Raw genomic sequence first — 20,193 nt, 5'->3', positions numbered from 1 at the left:
GCATTAAGAAAAAGCCACTCAATAGAGTGGCTTTTTTTTGCCTGAAATTTGAGTTGGCCCACAGCAACGCACCTAAACGCGTGATGCCGAGCCCGCTTCGGGCGTGTCGAGAGCGACAGGGTCTGGCTGTTGATACTGCACCACGAAATCCACAAAAGCGCGCAGGGCCGGGGCCATTTGACGTTGGCTGGGGTAGTACAAATAGAACCCCGGAAAGGTCGGCGTCCACTCTTTGAGGAGGTGGATCAATTGGCCTGTCTCGATAAGGTCTGCCACTTGGTGCCTGAACAGATACGCAATGCCCACCCCGTCGAGAGCGACTTGCGTCAGCATTTCCGGCTCTGTCACCACCAATGGCCCCTGGGCATCTATTTCGAGAAGCTCGCCATTGCGCTCAAACTCCCAGCGATACAGGCTTCTGTCCGTAGGCCATCGATATGTCAGGCATTTATGGTTTACCAGGTCTCTCGGGGTGTGCGGGGTGCCGTAGCGGGTGAGGTAGTCGGCAGAGGCAACGACCATCATTTCCAGGTGGCCGCCGAGACCATGGGAGACCATATCGCGGTCCAGCTTTTTGCCGAGCCTGACTCCGGCGTCGAACCCTCCGGCGACAATATCCACGAGACGTTCATCAGTGACGATATCGAAATGAATACCGGGGTAAGCCCGCAGAAAGGGTCCGATCAGAGGCGCAAGGTAATGAGTGGCTGCAACGCGGGTCGTGTTGATGCGCAACAGTCCGCTAGGGCCTTCGCTGGACTCTTTTAGCCGGGCGACTGCCGAATCAAGCGACGCCAGGGCGGGGAGCAGCTCCTCAAGGAGTCGTGCGCCGATCTCGGTTGGCGAGACGCTGCGTGTCGTACGGTTGACCAAGCGAACACCCAGTCGCTCTTCGGCATTGCGGATGGTCTGGCTCAGTGCAGAGGCAGACATCCCCAGGTGGGCTGCGGCGCGGACAAAACTGCCTTGCTGAATAACCGCGGCGAATGCTTGGAGTTGGGCGTATTCGTTGCCGCGCATTGTGTCCACTTCCTTAATGGGTCATGCGGATATTAGCGCATTATCAAATGGATCCAATTACGCAATACTGCCCCCGCATTCAGATTTTCATGTCGGCAATGGAGGCAAACCTATGGGCAGATTCTCAGGTAAACGGATCTTGATTACCGGTGGTACGAGTGGCATGGGGCTGGCAGGTGCCAAGCGAATTGCGGATGAGGGCGGTCGGGTCGCTGTCACCGGCTATAGCCAGGAACACCTTGAAGAAGCTGCGGATATTCTGCCTTCCAATGCATGGGTATTTAAAAACGATGCAGCGGATCCAGCGGCCACTGCGCAGTTGGTGGACGTGGTTAAAGAAATGGGCGGTCTGGATGGCTTATGGCTGAATGCCGGCTACGCGCAAGTGCGCGCCATTGAAGACACAGATGCAGCGTTTTTTGATCGCATGATGAATGCCAATGCGAGAGGGCCTTTGCTACAGATCGCGAAATTGAAGGACCTGTTGTCTCCCCACGCCTCGGTTGTCTTGACCTCATCGACCTCAGCCTACGAGTCGGCCCCGATGGCCAGCGTTTATGCCGCGACCAAAGGAGCGATGATTTCAATGGCCCGGTGTTGTGCGGCGGCATTGGGGGAGCGGGGGATCCGCGTCAACGTATTGGTCCCCGGACCAATTGATACCAACTTCCGAAACTTCATGGCCAATGACGTGCGGCAGCAGTTCGAGGATGGGCTGGTCAATCAACTACCATTACGACGCGTCGGCACTGCGGCTGAGGCTGCGGCAGTTGCGTTGTTTTTGCTGTCTGATGATTCGTCGTACGTGACCGGCAGCCAATATGCGGTGGATGGTGGTTTGACCATGCGTTGAGCGGTTTACCCACGGTCAGCGCCTTGCGTCGCTCGTTCCAGCCGCCATCCCCCCGCCCGCTGACGCTCCTTCCAGAACCCCGCATACCTGCCGTTCCGCCCCAGCAACTGCGCATGAGTACCAGACTCCACCAACCCCCCTTCATCCAACACCAGGATCTGGTCGGCCGCCATGATGGTCGGCAGGCGATGGGCAATCACCAGCACCGTGGCGTTGTGCATCAGCGTGCGGATAGCGGCTTGCACGTAGGCGTCGTTCTGCGGATCGAGCGCTGCGGTGGCTTCGTCCAGTAACAGGATCGGCGCGCGCTTGAGCAGGGCCCTGGCCAGGGATACGCGCTGGCGTTCACCGCCGGAGAGGCTGGCGCCGCCTTCGCCCACGGGGGTGTGCCAGCCTTGGGGCAGGCGTGCGACGATTTCATCGACCCCGGCCAGGCGCGCCGCTTCGGCCACCTGCTGTGCACTGGCATCGGGGCTACCGACGCGGATGTTGGCTTCCAGGCTGTCGTCGAACAGGTACACGTCCTGCATCACCAGGGACAGTTGCGCCATCAACGCGGCATTGGACAGCTCGCGCACATCCACGCCGCCCACTTTGACCTGGCCCTCGCTGGCATCGAAGAAGCGCATCAACAGACGGGTGATGGTGGTTTTACCCGAGCCCGAGGCGCCGACGATGGCGGTCATGGAATGGGCCGGGACGTTGAAGGTCAGGTCCTTGAGCACCGTGGGGCCACTGGGATAGGCAAAGCTCACGTGTTCAAACGCTAGGCTGCCGGGCGCCGTCAGTGGCTGACTGCTTGCCGGTTCCGGCAGGCCGGGCTCGCGCAGGATACTCACCAGTTGATCGAGGTCGTTGCCGGCCATGCGCAACAGGCCACTGCGTGCGGCAGCTTCGGCCAGCGGGCCGACGAAACGCGCGGCCAGGGCCAGCAGTGCGACCAGTTGGATGGCGTCGATTGCACCGGTTGCCGCCAGGGCAATGCCGACGCCTACCAGCAGGGCGAAGGCCAGTTGCACCGTCAGGCCACCGGCGAGCAATTTGGGAAAGGTCTGCGCCAGCATCGAGCCGCCGGCGTGTTTCTGCGCAAGGTTGGCCGCGTGCAACGGTGCATAGCCGCCCCGCGCCTGGCCAAAGGCGCGCAGCACCGGCTGGTAGCGGGCGAACTCCACCACACGGTTGCCGGCCACAGTCGCGGCGGCTTCGACGCGCTGATCATTGGCCGCAATGGCGTTGGCCGACCAGTGATGGGTGGCGTAGATCAGCGGCGCACAGAGCACGGCGGTCAGGCCCAGGCGCCAGTCGAACACAAACAGCGTCAGGGCCACCGTGGCGGGTACCACCACGCCGCACACCACCGGCCCCAGGTAATGGGCAAACAGACCGGTGACCATCAACGTGCCACTGGTGGCGCTGCGCGACAGGCGCCCGACCTTTTCCGTGTTGAACCAGCCCAGGGGCAGGCGCATCAGGTGTTGGCCAAGGCGATCATGCAGGGTCGTCAGCACCAGCAGTGCCAGGGCAAAACCTTGCATCGCCTGCTGATAGTGGGCGATGCACGTCAGGACCACCATCGCCGCCAGGGCACACAGCCAGGCGAGAGCCGTCGGCAAGTCGCCGGCGAACAGCGTGCGCAGGATCGGCACCAACAACGCGACGGCCAGGCCTTGCAGCACGGCGCTGGTCACCAGCCAGGCGAGGTAACGGTAAAGGCGCGGGGCATGGGCCGGGCCCAACAGGGTGAGCAGGCTGCGGATCACAAGGGCATCTCCAGGTCGGGGGTGGTGGCGCGCCACAAGCGCGCGTAGGCGCCATCGGCGTGCAGCAGGTCAGGGTGACGGCCGCGCTCGATCACGCGGCCATGATCGAGGACGACGATTTGATCGACGCCACGGATACTTGCCAGGCGATGGGCGATCACCAGCACCGTGCGCCCTCTGGCCAGCGCCGACAACGCGTCCTGGATCAGCGCTTCGGATTCTGGATCGGCGTGGGAGGTGGCTTCGTCGAGGATCAGCACCGGCGTATCGGCCAGCAGCGTGCGGGCGATGGACAGTCGCTGGGCTTCGCCGCCGGAGAATATCGCGTCCTCGCCAATCACCGACTGATAGCCACGGGGCAGCGCCTGGATACGCGCGTGGATCTGCGCCGCACGCGCGGCCGCCTGCATGTCTTCGTCGCTGGCCTGCGGGCGGCCCAGGCGCAGGTTGTCGGCCACGCTGCCGTGCACCAGTTGCGCGTCTTGCAGCACAAAGCCGACGTGCCGGTACAGCTGCTGCGGGTCGATCTGGCGCACATCGACACCCCCGACCACTACGCGGCCAGCGGTGACGTCGTGAAAGCGCGGCACCAACTTGGCCAGGGTCGACTTGCCGGCGCCCGATGCCCCCACCAGCGCGGTGACGGTGCCCGCCGGGCAATGCAGGGTGATGCCATCGAGGATCAAGTGGGCGGGGTCATAGCCAAACTGCACGTTGTCGAAGGTGATGGCACTGCCTTCGGGCGATTGGCAGGCCGTCGGGCTTGGCAGTTCGTCGATATCCAGCAGGGCTTCGATGCGTGCGGCAGCCGCCAGGGCGGTGCGTTGCGCGGTCAGGCTCTGGTTGATCACCAATAACGATTGCGGGATCACCACCGCCACCAGGGTTTCGGCGAACAACTCCAGCGGCGTGACCCAGCCCCGCGCCAACAGCAGGCTGCCCACGCCCAGGCTGACCAGCAGAATCACCGGCACGCTCAGGGCCATTGACGACAACGCCTCAAGGCGTAGCAACGGGCGCACCCAACCGGCGTACTGCCGGCTGAACTGGCTGACCGCCTGCTGATAGCTGCGATGGGCCTGGCCGCCGCGCCCGAAGGCCTTGACCACCGCGATCCCGTGGACGAACTCGACAATCGCCGCGCTGACCCGGGTCATGCTCTGGTCCAGCAACTGCATCTTGCTGCCGAAGCCGCGCATCATCAGGGCGTAGGCCAGCGCATAGACCGGCAGGGTCAGCACCGCCAGCACCACCAGGTGGCCGTTGAGGCTGGCCAGCCACGCCAGCCCGGCGAGGGGCGTGACGACAGCGGCGGTGAGTTCCACGGCGTGATGGGCGACGAGGTGGTGCAGGTCTTCGAGGTCATCCTGCACCACTTTGCGCACCGCGCCGGACGTGGTGTCGCTGTACCAGCCAAGGGGCACGCGCCCGAGTTTGCGCACCATCGCGTCGCGCAAGCCGGCTTGCAGGCGATGGTCGGCGACGTGGGTGAGCCACAGTGCCACGCCGTTGGCCACCCAGCCCAGGCTCAGGGCGATCACCACCAGCGCGGCCCATGACCACAAGGTGTGACGCGCGGCGTTGCCGGCCAGGAGCAGCCGGGCCAATTCGGTCAGGCCGATGAAGGGCACCAGGTTGACCAGCGCGCCAACGGCGGCAAACAGCACGCCCAGGCGAATCAGCGGGTTGACCGGGCGTTTCAGGGTGTCCAGGGCAGTTGTCATCGGTGTTCCGTAGGTCTTCTGCGGGGCAAACGATGCTAGTCACTCCAGATTTGTCGGCTACCCGCATCGAGTCCAATTCGCCCCGCATTCGACATCCCAACCCCGCCAGCGGCGCGATACGGTTGGAAAATGACTTGAATCGGGTAGAGGCCACGGGTGGCCCTGGCTACCGTTCCAGGCTGCCTGTTTCGTGGGCAGGTATTTCCCCCAACCGGTGTCCTTGGAGTGGCAGATGGCAGTCGATTCAGGTTTGCAAGTGCGCGGTCTGCGCAAGCGCTACAACAACGGCGTCGAAGCGCTGCGCGGCGTGGACCTGAGCGTGGGCCCCGGCATGTATGGCTTGCTGGGGCCCAATGGCGCCGGCAAAAGCAGCCTGATGCGCACCTTGGCGACGCTGCAACCCGCCGACGCCGGCAGTATTCATCTGGATGGCGTGGACGTGCTGGCTGACGGCAATCACCTGCGCCAGCGCCTCGGTTATCTACCGCAGCAACTGGGCGCTTATCCCGGCGTGAGCGCGCGTGACCTGCTCGACCGCTTCGCCTGGCTCAAGGGCCGCACCGATGCCCGGCAACGCCGCGAGGAAATTGAAGGCCTGCTGAGCAAGGTCAACCTGCAAGACGCCGCACACCGTGCGCTGGCGACGTATTCGGGCGGCATGCTGCGCCGCTTTGGCATTGCCATGGCACTGGTGGGCGCGCCGCGCTTGTTGATTGTCGATGAGCCGACGGCGGGCCTCGATCCAGCGGAACGCAACCGTTTCCACCGAGTGCTGGCGGACGTTGCCGCCGAGTCGATTGTGCTGCTGTCGACCCATATCGTCGAAGACGTCGAGAACCTGTGCAGTCGCCTGGCCGTCCTGGCCGCTGGGCGGATCATCGTCGAAGGCCGCCCGGCGGACCTGCTGGCGGCCGAGCAGGGGCGCCTGTGGCAAGCGCCGTTTGGCCGTGGCGAACCCTTGCCAGCCGCGTTGCATGTGGCGGCCAGCCCGCAAGGCAGCCGGGTGATCGTGCACGGTGAGCGGCCCCTTGATCCGCGTTTCACGCCCCACGCACCGCGCCTGGAAGATATCTATTACCTGGCCTTGGCCCAGGCCGGCGAGGCGCCCGACGCATGAACAACTTTGCCCTGATGCGCCGCGAAGCCTGGGTGGAACTGCGTGCCGGGCTGCGCAGCGGAATTCCCTTGCTGGTGTTCCTCGGCCTGGCCGGCTACTTGCTGATGTCCCTGACCAACGCCGATTACGTACAGAAAATGGGCGCCAGTGAGATCCCGCGCAACGCCCCGAGCCTGATCTACCTGATGTCCTGCGGTTGCATGTTCTTCCTGTTTTTTGCCTGGGCCTGGGTGTTTGCCCAGCCGGCCCTGCGCGACCGCAAGGCGCAGTTGGAAGAAGTACTGCTGGCCTTGCCGGTGTCGCTGCCGGCGCTGTTGTGGGGACGCTTTATCGGTGCGGCGGTGGTCGGCGGTTTGCTCGCCAGTGCCTTGGTGGTGGGCTTTTTACTGAGCCCGATCCTCGCTTGGCTGGGTTGGGTGCCGGCGGCGAGCATCGGCGCGCCGGCATGGTCGGCGCTGGGGTTCGCCTGGGTGGCCTTGCTGTTGCCGGTGAGCACCGGCATCGGCGCGTTGTATTATCTGCTGGCGTTGCGCAGTCGCGGGTTGGCGGCGCCGTTTGCGTTGGCCACCGTGCTGATGCTGTTGTGGATGTTTGCGGTGGTGGTGCTCAAGGGCGGGCAGATCAACCCATTGTTGGCAGCCAGCCTCGATCCGTCGTTGTTTACCTTTGCCCAGGCCCAGGTGGAAACCTGGACGGCGGCGCAGAAATCCGAGGCCCTGTTGGCCTTGACCCCAGGCTTCTGGCTCAACCGCAGCCTGTGGTGTGCGCTGCCATTGGTGCTGTTGGCCTGGGTATTGGCGCGCACCACGCGCGAGGGCCTGATGGGGCGTCGTTCCGGCGCTGTACTGGCAGAGCCTCCGATGCGCTTGGCCGAGGGTACCGCGGTGCTCGGCCCCGTGCTGCGCAGCCACTGGCCTCGGGCGTTGTGGTACGAAGCCCGTTGGCAGTCACGCCAGGTCTTCGCCCGCAAGGTGTGGTGGCTGGCCCTGGTTCTGCTGATGGTGATGGGCGTGCTCAGCGGCTTTGTTCATGGGGTGTGGCACGCCCGTGGGCCGATGGTGCCGAGGGCGGACTTGAGCTTGCCGTTGCTGTCCAGCGCGCTGTTCCTAGTGCTGGCGTTTGTATTGGCGGCGCTGGTGGGGCTGGTGTGCCGACGCGATGACGTCGAAGGCCTGGTCGCGATGCTGCACGCCACGCCGGCCCCGGTGTGGGTGCGCCTCTTCGGGCGGGTGCTGTGTGTGGCGGCGGCGACGTTGCTGCTGGCACTGGTGCCGGGCGCCGCCAGCCTGCTGATCAGTGCGCTTGCGGCACCGCAAAGCCTGGCCCCGGGGTTTGTGCTGACCTATCAACTGCTGGTGTTCGCACCGCCGTTGCTGGAATTGGCAATGCTGACGCTGTTGGTGCACACGCTGATCCGCCGCGCCGGCCTGGCTTACGCGACGTCGATGCTGCTGACGTTTTTCCTGGTGCTCAACCATGAACTGGGGCTGGTGAGTTACCCGCCCTATGAAATGGCCATCCCCGCCCATGTGGCGTTGTCGGCGTTGACCGGCTGGGCGCCGTGGTGGCCGTACCTGGCGACGCTGGCGGGCTGGAAGCTGGCGGGGTGTGCGGTGATGGTCGCGCTGGCGGCCTTGCTCGCGCCCCGTGGAATCGGACGTGTGCCCGCGGCGCTGCTGGCGCTGGGTGTGCTGGGCCTGCTCGGCAGCGGTGTGTTGCTGCATCGCCATCTGGTGGAGCAGGGCGATTACCGCTCCAGCGCCGACGAATTGGCCGAACGTGCCGCCTGGGAACAGCATTGGCTGGCCGATGCCGGCGCGTGGCAGGTCGCCGGTGGGCAGGTGCAGGTGCAGATCGACAGCCTGCGTCGCCAAGTAGAAGGGCTGTGGCGCCTGGACCGAGTAATCGCCGCCAACGGCCATCTGGACGCCGAACTGCCGCCGGGGTTGCACGTGACCGGCGCCCGCGTCATGGGCCAAGCGGTCGCCGTCGAGCAGGCCAGCGACCACCTGCGCATCCCCTTGGGTAAGTGTGCGGTGGCAGGGTGCAGCGTGACGTTGCACTGGACCCTCAGCGCCAGTGGTTGGCCCGCCGACGGTGACGGCCTGTGGCTGACACCCCAGGCCACATGGCTGGAGGCGCGCCGGGTGCTGCCGCGCCTGGGCCTGGACCCGGAGCGCGCCGTACGCGCGCCCTCGCAACGCACGGAAACTAGGTTGCCCGCGCTCACGCCGGCGCTGCCGATGGGCGCGGCCGTGGCGGCGCAAGCCGTGGCCCCAGCCGGGGATTGGCAATGGACGATCAGCCTGGATGGGCAGCCGTTCAGCGGCCACAGCCAGCATCCCCTGGACTTCGCTTACCAACTGACGCCACTGGCCTCGGTCCAACACCTTGACGGTGTGCAGGTGCTGGCCGATGCCAGCCGCCAGCACACCGCCCGCGAAGTGCGCGACGACCTCACGGCGATGACCGCGTGCGTGGCCCGGCGCTTGGGCGCAAGCCCGATCGTCAGCGAATTGAGCCAGTGGCCCAGCGGCATGGGCGCCAGTCGCCTGAGCAACGCGCATCTGCTGTTGGCCCAGGCACCTCACTGGGACGTGGCTGCCAGTGGCGTCGGGCGCTGGGCACGGCGCGCGCAGATCGCCGAACTGTTGGCCCGCCAGCAACTGCTCAGTGCCAGCGACCTGCGCGAACAACCGGGGCATGTGTGGCTCAGTCACGGCGTGGCCGGCGCCGTGGGCTTGCTCTGTGTGGGCGAGGTGGACGGTCCACAGGCCCGCGCCGCCTTGATCACGCTGATGGCTGACGACCTGACCCGCGCCTTGGCCAGCGACGGCGAGCCCGTCGGCACCCTGGCCAGCGCCCGTTCACAGGGCTGGTCGGCGTTCTATGCACCGTTGGCCAGCCTCGACTGGGTCGCCAGTCAAAGCCCCGAACAACTGCTGGCAATGACTGCCGCCGTGCGCACTGGCCAGGGATGGCCCGTTTCGATCCAGGGCCTGCTCGGCGCGCCCTCGGAAGCCGTGGTGACCCAGGCGCGTCAGCGCTGGGGAACACCGCGATGAATGTCCTGAAACCCTTATCCCTGGAGTTTTCCATGCCTGCCCAAGTGACCCTCAAACCCCTGCAACGCCCGCCAGGCTGGCGCGCCAACGTGCTCACCCAAGCCTTGGCCCTGGCCCTGTCCAGCCAGATGTGCAGCGCGTTTGCCGCCGACTACCTGCCGAGCCCCGAGACCCTCGAGCTGGCGCCGCTGACGGTCAGCGCCCGGCTGCATCAGGAGAGCGCGAAGGACATCCCGTTCGGCCTGTCGGTGCTCGACGGCCAGGCCCTGGAGACCCGGCGCCTGCGCACCCTCGAAGACGCGTTGCGCGCCACGCCGGGAGTGGACGTCAATTCGTGGGGCGGCGCCAACGATGCCAACGTGCGCATCCGCGGTGTCGGTTCGCTGAACCAGATGAGCATGGATGACGGCTCGGTGCAGCTGAATGTGGACGGCGTGCCGATGTCGGTGCGCAACGCGGCCATGGCCACCCTGGATGTGCAGCAAGTGGAAGTGCTCAAGGGCCCCCAGGGCACGTTGCTGGGGCGCAACAGCGAAGCCGGCGCGATCAACGTCACCACGCGCAAGCCGACCCGCGATGGGCAAGGCTATGTGCGCGGCGAAGTCGGCCAACAAGGCCAGTTCATGACCGAGGGCGCGGTGGGCGGGCCATTGACCGACACCTTGGCCGGGCGCATCGCCGTGCGCCGCTCAGGCTTTGACAATTGGGTCGATGACCAACAGGACGGCGACCCGTTGACCCGTCCCCGCGACCTGGCCCTGCGCGGCAGCCTGCTGTGGGACAACGACAGCGGCACCACTGGCCTGCTGATGGCCGAGCGTCAACGCGCCGAGCATTACGCCGGGCTGGAAATGCTGCGCCCGTTCGGCAGCCGCCCGAGCCTGGACTACACCCCCGGTGTGTTTGACGGTAACCAGAAGACCAACGAGCGCTACTCCTTTGAACTCAACCACGACCTGGCGCAGGCGCGCCTCACCTCGATCAGCGCTTATACCCGCACCGATTTCAATGCGGTCAAGGGCTACGACCGCAACATCACCCGCGCGCTCTACGGTGCGCCGTTCGAGTACTTGATCGAAGACACGGCCCGCGAGCAGGTGTGGAGCCAGGACCTGCGCCTGGGCTCCTTGCCGGACGCCGAGGTGTTCTGGGTCGGCGGGATGAACCTGGCGCGGTCCGAGCGCAGTTTCGATTCGGACAACTTCACCAACGGCTCCTGGCAACAGCGCGATTTCAGTACCAACAGCTACGCGGTCTATGGCGAGATCACCGTGCCGCTTGCCGAGCGCTGGAAGCTCACCACCGGCCTGCGCCACAGTTGGGACCGCAAGACCTACGGCGCCGACTACGCCAGTGGCGGCGCGGTGACCGGCGACAGCCGCCAGCTGCAGGACAACTACAGCACCGGCCGCGTGGCCTTGGCCTATGCGCTGACCGCGCAGACCAACCTGTATGCCGTGGTGTCGCGCGGCTACAAATCGGCGGGGTTCAACGATTACGCCACCACGGTCAAGGACAGCGAGCCGTACAAAGCAGCGAAGGTGAATGCCGCCGAACTGGGCTTCAAGCATGAAAGTGCCGGTGGTGCGCTGAGCGTGGAAGGCGCGTTGTTTATCACCCGTGTCGCCGATGATCATTTGCTCGGTTACGACTTCACCAGCCTGGCCGTCAGCGCAGTGAACGCTGACACCCGCAGCAAGGGCGCCGAGCTATCCACGACCTGGCATGTGAACGATGAACTGACCCTGGGCAGTGCCCTGAGCTACACCAACGCGGTGGTGACGTCCGATGCGCCGGGCGTGTCCGGCGGCGATGTGGCCGCTGGCAGCCGGGTTCCGGATGTGCCGTTGTGGAGTGGCAATTTCAGTGTGGCGTGGACGCGCGACTTGCCGAACCTGCTGGGCCTGCCCGCGCCACGCCTGAACACCTTGCTCAACTACCGCGTGCAGAAAAACCGCCCGGCCGACGCGCAAAACCACTATGACCTCAAGGGCTACGCCAAGCTGGATTTGCACCTGGGCCTGGAAAGCGGCGGTTCGGAAGTCTACCTGTGGGGCGATAACCTGCTGGATGCGCGTTATGACCTGTACGGCACCTACTCGACCGACGCGGTGCTGACCGGCATGCCGGCACGCGGGCGCTCGGCGGGGGTGGGTTACAGCTACGCGTTTTGAGGCGCGGGGAGTCGGCATGCCGGCTCCCCGGTTTGTTCAGAACTGATAGGTGTAGCCGACGCCCAGGGTGCGGCGGCGCGCGGGGGCGCCATAGGCCACCGGGTCGCTGTAGAAACCGTAGGTGTCGTAGGTCTGGTTCAGCAGGTTGTCGGCGAAGGCATACACCTCGCCGAAGCGGCTTTCGAGGCCGGCGCGCAGGTCGAGTTTCTCGTAGTTGTCCAGGTTGAAATGGTTCTGCGGATCGGCCGCGCGTTCGCCCACCAGGTGGTAGTTGAGGCTGGTGTTCAGCGTGGTGTCGCCCAGGCTGGCGACGCTGCCCAGCGGGTGTTTCCAGCTGGCGTTGAAGTTACCGCTCCAGCGCGGCACGTCCGGGGTGCGGTTGCCGGCGTTGACGTCACCGGCCTGGATGCCCAGCACCGCGCTGGTGATCTTGGCGTCGAGGTAGGTGGCGCTGGCGGCCAGGGTCAGGCCGTGGTCGAAGTGCCAACTGCCTTCCAGTTCGGCACCCCGGGTGCGGGTGTCGGCGTTGAACGCGTTGGTGGCAAAGGTGGCGGCATCGTAGCCGAGCAGGTGGTCGTCGTGGACGCGGGTGAAGAACAGCGCGCCATTGAGGCTGCCACGGCGGTCGGCGGTCTCGCTCTTGAAGCCCAGCTCGGCAGTTTTGCTGACGGCGGCCTTGTACGGTTGGCTGTCACTGACCTGCGAGGCGTAGTCATTGAAACCTCCGGACTTATAGCCCCGCGCCAACTGCACATAGACATTGGTCTGCGGGCTGATGGCGTAGCTCAGGGCTGCACGGCCGGTGCCGTAGTGGTCGGTGAGTTTGCGCGAATCGTTGACCGCATCGCTGCCGGCGAAATACTGCCCGTCGTAGGTCTTGCGGTCCCAGGAATGGCGGTAGCCGGTGGTCAACTTCAGGCGCTCGGTCAGCGGGAAGGTGGCTTCGCCGTAGCCCGCATAGGTGGTCGTGGTGAAATCGCGGAACTTCGCCCCGGAGGTGCCGTAGGTATTGCGCGGCGTGTCGTAGCTGCGCTCGTTGCGTGTGGCGGCGAGACCGGTGACCCAGAACACGTCGGCGTCGGGCAGGGCGCTCAGGTGCACGTCCTGGCTCCAGCTGCGCTCGAAGGATTTATCCACCACCCAGAACTCGCTCGGGGTGCCGTAGAGGGCGCCCATCAGCTTGCTGTCGTAGGCGATCAGGCCTTCGAAGTCGGCGGTGCTGGTGGCGGTGGTGGAGGTCAGGCGACTGTTGGCGAAATCGTGATCGAGCTTGATCGCATAACGCTCGGTGGTCTTGTAGTTGTCATCGAACAGGCCGGGGCTGAGGTCCAGGCTCGGGTCGCTGCCGTAGGGGCGCAGCACCAGGGAGTTGGTGGCGCGTTTGGTCTTTTGCCGCTCGGCGCTGAACAGCACGTGGGTGTCGTCGTTGACGTCCCACAGCAGGCTGCCACGGAAGGCTTCGTTGCGCGGCTTGGTCAGCGGGTGGTTGTTCTGGTCGTTGTCGATCCAGCTGTCGTAGCCCGCACTGCGCACGGCCAGGCGCCCGCTGAGCTGGTCACTGAGCGGGCCACCGATCGCCCCTTCGCTGAGGAACTGGCCTTGCTGGCCGACTTCGCCGCGCACGTAACCTTGCAGTTCGCGGGTCGGCTGGCGGGTGGTGATGTTCACCGCGCCGGCCTGGCCGATCGCCCCGGACAGCGTGCCTTGCGGGCCCTTGAGCACTTCGATGCGCTCCACGTCCAGCGTCTCGAACCCCAGGCTGCGCGACGACACCGGCACGCCATCAATGTTGAACGCGACGGAGCTGTCATCCATCGACATCTGGTACAGCGAGCCCACGCCACGGATCAGCACGTTGAAGTCATTCGGCCCACCGGACGAGTTGACGCTGACCCCGGCGGTGTTGCGCAGGGCGCTTTCCAGGGTGTCCAGGCGTTGCACGCGCAACTGTTCGCCGCTGATCACGCTGAGGCTGATGGGCACGTCCTTGGGGTCTTCCTGTGTCATGCGTGCGGTGACGGTGGAGGCGGGCAGTTGCACCGCTTCGGCGGGCGTGTCGGCGTAGGCGTGATGACAGAGTGTCAAACTGATGGCTATTGTTATAGTGTAACTACTTTGCGCGATTCGGCGAGTCGACATGATGGGGCCTTGGCTGAGGATTTTGGGGAGTCGCGATAACAGCCAAAATGCTAGTGATTATCAATTGCGCGACTCTACCCCGATGTGGTCTGATTCGAGCCGTATCCGGTCAGCAGGGAGATTCAACGATGTCAGCTGTTCAGGCGCCCACGCCGGTCTCGCAGATTATTGCCAACGGCTATCGCGGCGAATTCGGCCCCGGCAATCAGTGCCGGGTCACCCGCGTGACCTTGCACGGCGGGCTGGACATCGTGCGCTGGCAAAGCACGTTTGCGCAGGCGGTGGAGCTGCCGTTGCAGGACGACAGCGAGCGCATCCACTTCAGCTTCACCCACCGCCTCAAGGGCAAGGCCCATTGCAGCTTCCACGACGGCCGCCGGCACACGCGTCATGCGATCAACGAAGGCGCCGGCAGTATCAGTTTCGGTCGCAGCCGCGAGGGCCTGTATCACCAGCAGGGTGAGATCGACAACATCACGGTGATGATCAACCCGCAGTTGCTGGCCCAGTGGGACGTGGAGATTGATCCGACCCTGGGCAGTGCGCTGGCCTGTGAGCATTGCTTCCTCGACGGCTACCGCAGCGGCGAAATGAGCGCCACCGCGCACCTGTTGTGCAACGCCATGGACCTGTCCCAGCCGCGCAGCAGCCTGTGGTTGTACGGCCAGAGCGTCACGTTGGTCAGCCTGTTCCTCCAAGCCCGGCGCAACCTCGCCTGCACCTGCCGCCTCAGCCCCCTCGACCGCCAACGCCTGTTGCGCGCCCGCGAGTATTTGCTCGCGGACCTGGGCAAGGCGCCCAGCTTGCCAGCGCTGGCGCGGGAGGCCGGGATGAGCCAGCCGAAATTGACGCGGGGCTTTCGCCAGTTGTTTGCCAACAGCGTGTACGGCGTATTCCAGCAAGCACGCATGGCCCAGGCGCGCAGTCGCCTGATGGAAGGCGAGGCGTCGGTGATGCGGGTGGCATCGGACCTGGGGTACGCGAATGCCAGCCATTTTGCGACGGCGTTTCGCAAGCAGTTCGGGATCAACCCGTCGAGCTTCAAGGCCGGTGCGGGTCACGATTGACCCGTCCGCTGCAAAAAACAGCCACTCACACGAGTGGCTTTTTTTCGCCTGGGATGTGTCCGGGGCAGCGCCTTCAGTCACTTTTGCCGGCAAGGCAGCATTCCAAAAGCGACCCACGACTTTCCTGAGAGCGACCTGTCGGTTTTTTAATGGCTATGGGTAAGCGATTGAATTTAAACGTAAAAATATAATATCAATTGTGTTTTATCTGAATTCTATATGTATACAGAGAAAATACATCCTATTGACCGACCCTTTTGCCCATGCCAGTCTGGCTTCACCCAGCCGCTTTTGCGGTGCCGAATTCACCTGTTGTCCCCTCACACCGACCTCCATCCCTGGAGGTTTGAAACTATAACTACAACGTAGATCGAGGCACGCCATGAAGACATTTTGGAAAACCGTTTGTGCGGTTGCGTTAGTGGGGTTGGTGACGCTTCCGGTGCAGGCCGAAGAAAAAACCATCACCGTCGGCACCATGTCCTGGGAAGACCTGACACCCATTACCGGCATTACCAGGAAGGTCCTGGAAAACGCCGGCTACACCGTCAAGGTGGTCGAGTTCTCCGAGGTCGGTATTGCGTATGCCGCGTTGACCAAGGGCGATGTGCAGGTCCTGGCGTCGCAGACCGACTACGCCACCCAGGATTACTGGAACAAGAACAAGAATCGCCTGGAAAAACTCTCGCCGGTTTCTTACGGCCTGTACCAGGCCATCGCCGTGCCGAAGTACGTCGACATCGATTCGCTGGAACAACTTAACGACAACGCGGACAAGTTCAGCGGCAAGATCATCGGCATCGAGCCGGGTTCGGGCTTGATGAGCGATGCCAACAAAGCGGTGAAGGACTACGGCTTCAAGCTGCAGCTGCTCGAAGGCAGCACCGCCGCGATGACCGCCGCCCTCAAGTCCGCCGTTGACCGTAAAGAGTGGGTCGCCGTGACCATCTGGGAGCCGTCGTGGATGGCGCAGAAGTTCGACCTCAAGTTCCTCAAGGACCCCAAAGGCTCCTTTGCCCCGCCGCAAGCCTACTACTGGATCGGCCACAAAGGTTTCACCGGTGAGTACCCGCACGCCCGTGAAGTGATCGCCAGCGTCTACGTGCCCCTGGCCGATATCACCGCCATCAACGGCGCCGTCAAGGATGGCCAGACCATGGACCAGGCCGTCTCCAGCTGGGCCGACAACCACGCCGACCTGATGAAGCGCTGGGCCAATATCAAACAATAACCTTCGCTGCATTTTTGCCACTGCCAGGTACGGACAACGCGTTCTGATCCATTAGAAAAACCAGCCCGACTGGTTCAATAGGCTTAGCAATGACAACGGTCAAAATAGACACCAACGAAGTGCTTGTGGATTGCCAGTCGGTCTGGAAAATCTTTGGTCAGAACGCCAAGGCGGCGATGGACGCAGTCGTCCACAAGGGCCTTGGCAAAACCCAGGTCTTGCAGGATTTCAGCTGCGTGGTCGGGGTGTCGGATGTGAGCCTGCAGGTTCGCCGCGGTGAGATCTTTTGCATCATGGGGTTGTCCGGCAGTGGCAAATCGACCCTGATCCGCTTGCTCAACAAATTGATCACCCCCAGCGCCGGCAAGGTGCTGGTCAAGGGCCAGGACTTGTCCGCGTTGTCGCCCGCGCAACTGCGCGACGTGCGCGCCAAAAACATCGGCATGGTGTTCCAGAGCGTGGCGCTGCTGCCCAATCGCACCGTGCTGGAAAACACCGCGTTCGGCCTGGAAGTGCAGGGCGTCGGCAAGGCCGAGCGTTACAAGGTGGCGGAACGTGCGCTGGCCAAGGTCGGGCTGACCGACTGGGCCGCGCGCTACCCCAGCGAGCTCTCGGGCGGCATGCAACAGCGTGTCGGCCTGGCGCGGGCGTTGACCGCCGACCCGGAGATTATCCTGATGGACGAGCCGTTCAGCGCGCTCGACCCGTTGATCCGTCGCCAGTTGCAAGACGAATTCCGCCAGCTCACCAAAGAGCTGGGCAAGTCCGCCGTGTTTATCACCCACGACCTGGAAGAGGCGATCCGCATCGGTGATCGCATCGCCATCATGAAGGATGGGGTGATTATCCAGGTCGGCACCGCCGAAGAGATCGTGCTGAACCCGGCCGACGACTATGTCGCCGAATTCGTCGCGGGCATCTCGCGCTTGCATCTGGTCAAGGCCCATTCGGTGATGACGCCCATCGCGGCGTATCGCCAGGCCTTCCCGCTGTGTGATTTTTCGCGGTTGCCGCAGACCTCGCCCGACACCGATATCGACGCCTTGATCGGCCTGACCATCGGCGCCGACCTGGAACCGCTGGCGGTGGTCGAGCACGGCGTAGTGGTCGGCATTATCACGCCCAAGGATCTACTGCGTGGCGTGCAAGGCATCCCCAACGACGCCCACGCCGTGGCGCCGGTGCTGGAGACCACGCTATGACGACCCCGGATTTTTCCGCCCAGTTCGACGCTGCCGTGGATGCGGGCCTGATGTGGTTGCAGGACAACGGCGAATTCTTCTTCGAAACCGTCAACAGCGCGTTGAACGGCGTGTTCAAGGGCGTGCTGTGGTGCATCGCCGCGCCGCCGTTCTATGTGATCGCCCTGGTGATCGGCCTGTTGGGCTGGCGCATGGTGGGGCTGCGGTTTGCCGTGTTGTCGGCGCTGGCCTTGTTGTTGTGCAGCTTTATCGGCCTGTGGCCCGAGACCGTCAGCACCCTCGCGCTGGTGCTCACGGCGACATTGTTGGCCCTGCTGGTGGCGGTGCCGTTGGGTGTGTTGGCCGGGCTGGCGCCGGCGTTCGACCGCGTGGTCGACCCGTGCCTGGACCTGGTGCAGACCCTGCCGCCGTACATCTACCTGTTGCCGGCGATTGCCTTGCTCGGGTACGGCCCGGCGACGGCGTTGTTGGCGACCTTTATTGTCGCGGTGCCACCGGCCTTGCGCCTGACCTCGCTGGGCATCCGCATGACGCCCAAGGAGTTCGTCGAACTGGGCGATGCCAGCGGCGTCACCGGCCTGCAGATGTTCTTCAAGATCCGCTTGCCGTTCGCCATGCCGAGCATCATGGCGGGGGTGAACCAAAGCTTGATGATGGCGTTCGGCATGGTGGTGATCGCCGGGATCGTCGGTTCCGGCGGGCTGGGTGAAGCCATCTACGGCGCGGTGCGCACCCTGGATATCGCCAAGTCGATCAATGCCGCGCTGGCCATCGTCATCCTCACGATGATCCTCGACCGCCTCGCCCAAAGCGCCGCTGAATCGCGCACCGGAGCCAGCCAATGAACCTGACGGACTTTCGCTTCTCCCCCGGTGCCTTCCTGGCGCCGGCCATTGATTGGCTGAATGCCAACCTGCACGGTTTATTCGTGCTGATCAGCAAGATCATCGAAGCCACCCTCGGCGCCATCGAGACCGCGCTGCTCGCGCCCCACGCTTATGTGTTGATTGCCATCGTGGTGCTGCTGGCGTGGGTGCTGGCCAACTGGCGCGTGGCCGTGTTCGCCGGCCTGATGTTGGCGTTCTGTTTGTTTGCCGGGCTGTGGGTGGCGTCGATGCAGACCATCGCGCTGGTCTCGGTGGCGGTGCTGATTTCGGTCAGCGTGGCGTTCCCGCTGGGCATCCTGGCGGCGCGGGTCAAGCGCGTGGATGCGGCGTTGCTGCCGATCCTCAACATTATGCAAACCGTGCCGCCGTGGGTGTACTTGATCCCTGCAGTGATGCTGTTCAGCCTGGGGCGCGTACCGGCGATTATCGCCACCATCGTCTATGGCATCCCGCCGATGCTGCGCCTGACCACCCTGGCGTTCAAACAATTGCCCAAGGACTTGCTGGAGTTGGGCCAGGCCATGGGCGCTTCACCGCGGCACATCCTGTTCAAGATCGAATTACCCACGGCGGCGCCGACGCTGCTGGTGGGGCTAAACCAATGCATCCTGCTGTCGCTGGCAATGGTGGTGCTGGCCGGCTTGGTCGGCGCGGGCGGCCTGGGCGCCGAAGTGACGCGCGGCCTGACCCGCATGGAAATGGGCCTGGGCCTGCGTGCCGGGCTGGCGATTGTCGCGGTGGCGCTGTTGCTCGATCGCTTGTCACGCGGCGCCTTGCAGCGCCAGGCACGGCGGACGTGAAGTGGTAGCGCGACGCCAATTCAGCGATGTCATGCAGTGCAAGAACCTGCGTTATCTCAACGATCATCAAGGCCAGGAGGTGCGCAAGGCGCGGGCGGGTTTTGTGCTGCTGGAGCATTTTTCGCTGCCGGCCTTTACCCAGGCGCTGGACACGATTGTCACCGCCAACCTGATCCGGCCGGAGTCGTTTGCCACGCAAACCTTTGGCCTGGCGTTTGATGAAGTGGTCAGCGACCTCGGCCTGGTGATCCGGCCCGATGCGCGCCTGAGCCTGGACGCGGTGCTGCAACTCGACGTGCTGGTGATCTGCGGCGGCTACCGCACGCCGCTGCGCTACAACGATGAGCTGAGCCTGTTGCTGGGCGCAGCGGCGGAGCAGGGCGTGGCCTTGGCGGGCATCTGGAACGGCGCCTGGTTTCTCGGCCGGGCCGGGGTGTTGGAGGGCTATCGCTGTGCGATTCATCCCGAGCACCGCCCGGCGTTGGCGGAGATTGCGCGGCTCAGTCATGTCACCAGTGAAGCCTATGTGGTGGACCGCAATCGCCTCACGGCATCGAGTCCGACTGGCGCCTTCTATATGGCGCTGGAGTGGATCCGCAGCCTGCACGGCAAGACCCTCACCGATGGCATCGAGGACATCCTCGCGTTCGAGGCCTCGCGTTTTCGGCGGGCCAAGCCGCTGTTAAGCGTGTCGGTCAGCGGGCCGTTGCGCGAGGTGATCAACCTGATGGACGTGAACCTTGAAGAGCCGCTGCAAATGGAGGACCTGTGCCTGTATGCCGGCCGCTCACGACGGCAGATCGAGCGGCTGTTCAAGGAGCAATTGGGCACCTCGCCGCAGCGCTACTACATGGACCTGCGCATCACCGAGGCGCGGCGCTTGTTGCAGCACACCTCGCTGACCATCGTCGAGGTCTCGGTGGCCTGTGGGTTTGTCTCGCCCAGCCATTTCAGCAAGTGCTACAGCGCCTATTTCGGGCATCGTCCGTCCAAGGAAATTCGCCTGGTCAAATAGCCGTATGGCCCCGCAGGAACAGGGCTTTGCTTGATGTTTATATTGTGTATTTTAATTGTAGACACAAAGTATTTTGTTGTTTTATAGTGCGAATACAGGTAGTAGACCGTGTGCACTTACTACTTAGGAAGGTTTCACC

At 64.1% G+C, this 20,193-nt stretch carries 14 protein-coding genes; 10 read left to right on the top strand and 4 right to left on the bottom strand.

The features are described 5' to 3' along the window. Positions 1 to 72: 72 nt before the first annotated feature. On the bottom strand, positions 73 to 1,020 hold the full coding sequence (locus DBR46_RS04355; RefSeq protein ID WP_124525149.1) for a LysR family transcriptional regulator: 948 nt from the start codon (positions 1,018 to 1,020) through the stop codon (positions 73 to 75). A 112-nt stretch (positions 1,021 to 1,132) separates the two neighbouring features. On the opposite strand from DBR46_RS04355, the gene DBR46_RS04350 reads away from it, so the two are divergent. Next, the gene (locus DBR46_RS04350) at positions 1,133 to 1,873 is read left to right on the top strand and encodes an SDR family oxidoreductase (protein ID WP_124525148.1); all 741 of its coding nucleotides are present in this window, start codon (positions 1,133 to 1,135) and stop codon (positions 1,871 to 1,873) included. Between the two features lie 5 nt (positions 1,874 to 1,878). Here the strand turns inward: DBR46_RS04350 and DBR46_RS04345 are convergent, their stop codons facing one another. Both DBR46_RS04345 and DBR46_RS04340 read right to left on the bottom strand, forming a co-directional pair. Beyond that, positions 1,879 to 3,633: an ABC transporter ATP-binding protein gene (locus DBR46_RS04345; RefSeq protein WP_124525147.1), complete on the bottom strand. Its 1,755-nt coding sequence runs from the start codon at positions 3,631 to 3,633 to the stop codon at positions 1,879 to 1,881. Then, complete coding sequence (locus DBR46_RS04340; protein ID WP_124525146.1) at positions 3,630 to 5,357, bottom strand: ABC transporter ATP-binding protein; 1,728 nt, start codon at positions 5,355 to 5,357, stop codon at positions 3,630 to 3,632. The genes DBR46_RS04345 and DBR46_RS04340 overlap by 4 nt, the downstream gene beginning before the upstream one ends. 232 nt (positions 5,358 to 5,589) lie before the next feature. On the opposite strand from DBR46_RS04340, the gene DBR46_RS04335 reads away from it, so the two are divergent. The 3 genes from DBR46_RS04335 to DBR46_RS04325 are packed head-to-tail and all read left to right on the top strand — an operon-like array spanning position 5,590 to position 11,713. Beyond that, the gene (locus DBR46_RS04335) at positions 5,590 to 6,474 is read left to right on the top strand and encodes an ABC transporter ATP-binding protein (RefSeq protein ID WP_124525145.1); all 885 of its coding nucleotides are present in this window, start codon (positions 5,590 to 5,592) and stop codon (positions 6,472 to 6,474) included. After that, the gene (locus DBR46_RS04330; RefSeq protein WP_124525144.1) at positions 6,471 to 9,539 is read left to right on the top strand and encodes a hypothetical protein; all 3,069 of its coding nucleotides are present in this window, start codon (positions 6,471 to 6,473) and stop codon (positions 9,537 to 9,539) included. Before DBR46_RS04335 ends, DBR46_RS04330 begins: the two co-directional genes overlap by 4 nt. Before the next feature lie 32 nt (positions 9,540 to 9,571). After that, entirely contained in the window at positions 9,572 to 11,713 is a 2,142-nt protein-coding gene (locus DBR46_RS04325) for a TonB-dependent receptor (protein WP_124525143.1), read from the top strand. A 36-nt stretch (positions 11,714 to 11,749) separates the two neighbouring features. On the opposite strand, the gene DBR46_RS04320 is transcribed toward DBR46_RS04325, so the two are convergent. After that, positions 11,750 to 13,798, bottom strand: coding sequence for a TonB-dependent receptor (locus tag DBR46_RS04320; RefSeq protein ID WP_124525142.1), 2,049 nt, complete (start codon positions 13,796 to 13,798; stop codon positions 11,750 to 11,752). A gap of 182 nt (positions 13,799 to 13,980) precedes the next feature. Between DBR46_RS04320 and DBR46_RS04315 the strand changes: the two genes are divergently transcribed. The 6 genes from DBR46_RS04315 to DBR46_RS04290 all read left to right on the top strand — a co-directional run bounded on the left by DBR46_RS04315 (position 13,981) and on the right by DBR46_RS04290 (position 20,054). Beyond that, the gene (locus DBR46_RS04315) at positions 13,981 to 14,919 is read left to right on the top strand and encodes an AraC family transcriptional regulator (RefSeq protein WP_124525141.1); all 939 of its coding nucleotides are present in this window, start codon (positions 13,981 to 13,983) and stop codon (positions 14,917 to 14,919) included. 382 nt (positions 14,920 to 15,301) lie between these two features. Then, on the top strand, positions 15,302 to 16,150 hold the full coding sequence (locus DBR46_RS04310) for a glycine betaine ABC transporter substrate-binding protein (RefSeq protein ID WP_124525140.1): 849 nt from the start codon (positions 15,302 to 15,304) through the stop codon (positions 16,148 to 16,150). An 89-nt stretch (positions 16,151 to 16,239) separates the two neighbouring features. Next, positions 16,240 to 17,352, top strand: a complete 1,113-nt coding sequence (locus DBR46_RS04305; RefSeq protein ID WP_124525139.1) for a glycine betaine/L-proline ABC transporter ATP-binding protein — start codon at positions 16,240 to 16,242, stop codon at positions 17,350 to 17,352. Then, positions 17,349 to 18,197: a proline/glycine betaine ABC transporter permease gene (locus DBR46_RS04300; RefSeq protein WP_124525138.1), complete on the top strand. Its 849-nt coding sequence runs from the start codon at positions 17,349 to 17,351 to the stop codon at positions 18,195 to 18,197. Before DBR46_RS04305 ends, DBR46_RS04300 begins: the two co-directional genes overlap by 4 nt. Continuing rightward, positions 18,194 to 19,039, top strand: coding sequence for a proline/glycine betaine ABC transporter permease (locus DBR46_RS04295; RefSeq protein ID WP_124525137.1), 846 nt, complete (start codon positions 18,194 to 18,196; stop codon positions 19,037 to 19,039). Before DBR46_RS04300 ends, DBR46_RS04295 begins: the two co-directional genes overlap by 4 nt. Before the next feature lies 1 nt (position 19,040). After that, the gene (locus DBR46_RS04290) at positions 19,041 to 20,054 is read left to right on the top strand and encodes a GlxA family transcriptional regulator (protein ID WP_177413994.1); all 1,014 of its coding nucleotides are present in this window, start codon (positions 19,041 to 19,043) and stop codon (positions 20,052 to 20,054) included. Positions 20,055 to 20,193: the final 139 nt, after the last annotated feature.

It is taken from the genome of Pseudomonas sp. KBW05 (assembly GCF_003852405.1).
Classification (GTDB): domain Bacteria; phylum Pseudomonadota; class Gammaproteobacteria; order Pseudomonadales; family Pseudomonadaceae; genus Aquipseudomonas.
The sequence above is the reverse complement of the archived record's forward strand: the minus strand, read 5'-3'. Positions and strand labels throughout refer to the sequence as shown.